Origin of the sequence: Nostocoides australiense Ben110 (genome assembly GCF_001050535.1) — a bacterium.
Lineage (GTDB): Bacteria > Actinomycetota > Actinomycetes > Actinomycetales > Dermatophilaceae > Nostocoides_A > Nostocoides_A australiense.
Window position 1 is genome coordinate 2,791,103 of record NZ_HG764815.1, and the last position, 3,582, is coordinate 2,794,684.

The window sequence follows — 3,582 nt, forward strand, 5'->3', positions numbered from 1 at the left end:
AGCCCGAGCGCCCCGCTGAGCCAGGGCCCGATCGCCGCCCGCGCCGGCGCGAGCGCCATGCTCGATGTCTCCGACGGGCTCTCCCGCGACGCGGCCCGGATCGCCCGGGCGAGCGGCTGCCTCATCGAGATCGACTCGGCGACGCTGGCAGCCGACCTGAACTGGGCCGAGGGGCTGGTGCCGAGGGATCAGGCCCGCGCCTGCGTGCTGAACGGCGGTGAGGAGCACAGCCTGCTCGCGACCTTCCCGGACCGGGCGAGCGTGCCGGAATACTGGCGGATCCTGGGACGGGTGGAGGCGCCGGCGGCGGGGGAGGACCCAGGCGTCCACCTGGACGGCCGACCCCTGACGGAGGCGGGCTGGGACCACTTCCACCCGGTGCGATAAGGGGTCTCGCGGCCATCCGAAAAGCGGCCCGAGCACGAGGCTCCGGCCGCTTCCGTGTGGTGCGGTGGGGTCAGCGGCTAACCTTGCCGGCCTTCAGGCAGGAGGTGCAGACGTTGAGGCGCTTCGGGGTCTTGCCGGCTTCGCCGACCATCGCGCGCACCCGCTGAATGTTCGGGTTCCAGCGACGCTTGGTGCGGCGGTGGGAGTGCGAGATGGAGTGACCGAAGCCAGGGCCCTTACCGCAGACATCGCAGGTGGCAGCCATGGGGGTTTCTCCTCGTGAGTGGTTCGGGTGTGCGCGGCGCACAGCAGTTTTAGGCAACTGCCCGGCGCACGGCATACAGGCAACTTCCATAGGTTAGCCGAGAGCCCTCCCCGCGGGCAAAACGCGCCCGGCGCCCGAGGTTGTCGGCCGGCTCGGCTAGGGTCCCACACGACAGGCGACCGGCGAGGTGAGGGGGGGCGATGGCGCACCTGGACTCCAATCTGGCGCCGCTGATCGCCTCCGCCGCCCGGCACCTGCGCAATGCCCGCGGCGTCGTCACCGTCGGCGACCTGCTGCGGATGCGCCCCACCCGCTACTTGTCGTATGACAGCGAGGTCACCGAACTGCGCGACGGCGAGTTCGTCGTGCTCATCGGCACGATCAAGAGCGCGCACACGCGCTCGATGTCGACGCGCAAGGGTTCGATGCTGACGGCGGTCCTCACCGACGGGCATCAAGACGTCGACATGACCTTCTTCAATGCCCGCGCGCACGAGAACAAGCTGCTTCCCGGTGTGCGGGTGATCGCCGGCGGCCAGGTCGGCACCTACAACCATCGCCGGCAGCTGGCGCACCCCGGTTACACCCTGCTCGACGAGGCGGCGGAGGCGGCGCTGCCGGGGCTCTACCCGGTCTATCCGGCGATCCCGAAGCTGCACAACTGGAACCTCGTCCAGGCCGTCGGGCTCGTCCTTGATGCCCTCGAGCCGCTGCCCGACCCGCTGCCGGCGCCGTTGCGTTCGCGGCACCGGTTGCCCGGGCTGGGCGAGACGTTGCGGATGTTGCATCGTCCCGAGACCCGCGCCGAGGTCGCTCGGGCGCGCGAGCGCCTGCGGTATGAGGAGGCGCTGGTCCTGCAGACCGTGCTGGCGCAGCGGCGGGTCCAGCGAGCCCAGGAGGAGGCGGCGCTCGCGATCGCCGAGGGCGGCCCCCTGCTCACGGCCTTCACCGACCGGCTGCCGTTCACGCTGACCGCAGGTCAAGAGCAGGTGGCCGGCGAGATCGCGGCCGACCTGGCGTCGACCGTGCCGATGAACCGGCTGCTGCAGGGCGAGGTCGGGTCCGGCAAGACGGTGCTCGCCTTGCGCGCCATGCTCAGCGCCGTCGACGGCGGGGCGCAGGCGGCCCTGCTCGCCCCGACCGAGGTGCTGGCGACCCAGCATCACCGCTCGATCACCGCGATGCTCGGCGACCTGGCCGAGGGCGGCTTGCTCGGCGGGTCCGAGATCGGCACCCGCGTGGTGCTGCTGACCGGGTCTCAGGGTTCGGCGTCGCGGCGGCGGGCCCTGGCTGACGTCGTCTCCGGTGATGCCGGCATCGTCATCGGCACCCATGCGCTGCTGCAGGAGGATGTCGCCTTCTACAACCTCGGCCTGGTCGTCGTGGACGAGCAACACCGGTTCGGAGTCGAACAGCGAGATGTCTTGCGCGGCAAGGCATCCGGCACCCCGCACCTGCTGGTCATGACTGCCACGCCGATCCCGCGGACCATCGCCATGACGGTCTTCGGCGACATGGAGACCTCCACGCTGACCGAATTGCCTGCCGGACGCAGCCCGATCCAGACCTTCGTCGTCGACGAACACCGGCCCGGATGGCTCGAGCGCACGTGGGCGCGGATCGGTGAGGAGTGCCGCGCCGGCCGGCAGGCCTACGTCGTGTGCCCGCGCATCGGGCCCGGCGCGTCGGGGGGTGAATCGGGCGGCGAATCGGGCGGCGACGAGGAGGGCGAGGTCGACTGGTTCAGCGACGGCTTCGGCCAGGGTGAGCAGGCTCCGGCGAGGCCGGAGATGATCGGAGTCCTGGAGACCTTCGAAGAGCTCAGCACCGAGGCCAGCCTGGCGGGGCTGCGCATCGGGTTGTTGCACGGCAAGCTGCCGACCGAGGAGAAGGACGCCGTGATGCGGGCCTTCGCGGCGGGCGAGCTCGACGTGCTCGTGGCGACGACGGTCATCGAAGTCGGGGTGGACGTCCCCAATGCCACGGTCATGGTGGTGCGCGACGCCGACCGGTTCGGGGTCTCCCAGCTGCACCAGTTGCGCGGCCGCGTCGGCCGGGGCGGACACCCCGGCCTGTGCTTGCTGGCCACGCGGGCTGCCGACGGCCCCGCAGGCGAGCGCCTGACCGCCGTCGCGGCGACCACCGACGGCTTCGAACTCGCCCAGCTCGACCTGCGACAGCGTCGCGAGGGCGACATCCTCGGGGCCCGGCAGAGCGGGGGACGGGGCCGGCTGCAGTTCCTCTCCCTGGCTCACGACGAGGAGACCATCGCCACCGCGCGCGCCGACGCCGCCGAATTGATCGCGCAGGATCCCGATCTCAGCGGCCATCCCGAACTCGCCGGCGTCATCGAGGAGTGGCTGCGCCGCGAGCAGGCCGACTTCCTGGAGAAGACATGACCCGAATCATCGGCGGCCGGGTCGGTGGCCGGACCATCGCCGTCCCCCGCGGAGCCGTGACCCGGCCCACCTCGGACCGGGTGCGGGAGGCGCTCTTCTCCATGCTCGTCGCCCGCGACGTGATCGCGGGAGCCCGCGTGCTCGACCTGTATGCCGGGTCCGGCGCCCTCGGGTTGGAGGCGGTGAGCCGGGGCGCGGCCTCGGCCGACCTCGTCGAAGCCGACCGCCCCACCGCCCGGCTGATCGAGCGCAACGCCCGCGACCTCGGCATACCGGCTCGCGTCCACGCGATGACGGTGCGCGCCTTCGCCCGCCGTCCCGTTGTTGCGCCCGCCGACCTGGTGCTCGCCGATCCGCCCTACCCCCTCGCCGAGGCCGACCTCGCCGCGGACCTCGCGGCCCTCGTCGACGCCGGCTGGCTCGCGCCCGGCGCGCTGCTGGTGCTGGAGCGTTCGAGCCGCTCCCCCGAGCCGTGCTGGCCCGACGGTATGACGGCCACCGGCTCCCCCCCCCCCACGGCGGCCCCGCGCG

The 3,582-nt window shown here is 72.3% G+C and carries 3 protein-coding genes and 1 pseudogene; 3 read left to right on the forward strand and 1 reads right to left on the reverse strand.

Annotation, left to right across the window (positions count from 1 at the left end):
- Positions 1 to 387, forward strand: a pseudogene (locus BN11_RS13445) (thiamine-phosphate kinase); the annotation flags it as partial.
- Positions 388 to 457: 70 nt separating this feature from the next.
- Here the strand turns inward: BN11_RS13445 and rpmB are convergent.
- Positions 458 to 652, reverse strand: a complete 195-nt coding sequence (gene rpmB, locus BN11_RS13450; RefSeq protein ID WP_048698461.1) for a 50S ribosomal protein L28 — start codon at positions 650 to 652, stop codon at positions 458 to 460.
- 200 nt (positions 653 to 852) lie between these two features.
- On the opposite strand from rpmB, the gene BN11_RS13455 reads away from it, so the two are divergent.
- Both BN11_RS13455 and rsmD read left to right on the forward strand, forming a co-directional pair.
- Positions 853 to 3,051, forward strand: coding sequence for an ATP-dependent DNA helicase RecG (locus tag BN11_RS13455; RefSeq protein ID WP_048698462.1), 2,199 nt, complete (start codon positions 853 to 855; stop codon positions 3,049 to 3,051).
- Positions 3,048 to 3,582, forward strand: a 535-nt coding sequence (rsmD, locus tag BN11_RS13460) for a 16S rRNA (guanine(966)-N(2))-methyltransferase RsmD (protein WP_083433747.1), incomplete at its 3' end; no start/stop codon positions are given. The genes BN11_RS13455 and rsmD, both read left to right, overlap by 4 nt.

Bases quoted from the DNA above. Each gene is read 5' to 3' on its own strand.
- BN11_RS13455 (WP_048698462.1), top strand. From the start codon at position 853: ATGGCGCACCTGGACTCCAATCTGGCGCCGCTGATCGCCTCCGCCGCC.
- rpmB (WP_048698461.1), bottom strand. From the start codon at position 652: ATGGCTGCCACCTGCGATGTCTGCGGTAAGGGCCCTGGCTTCGGTCAC.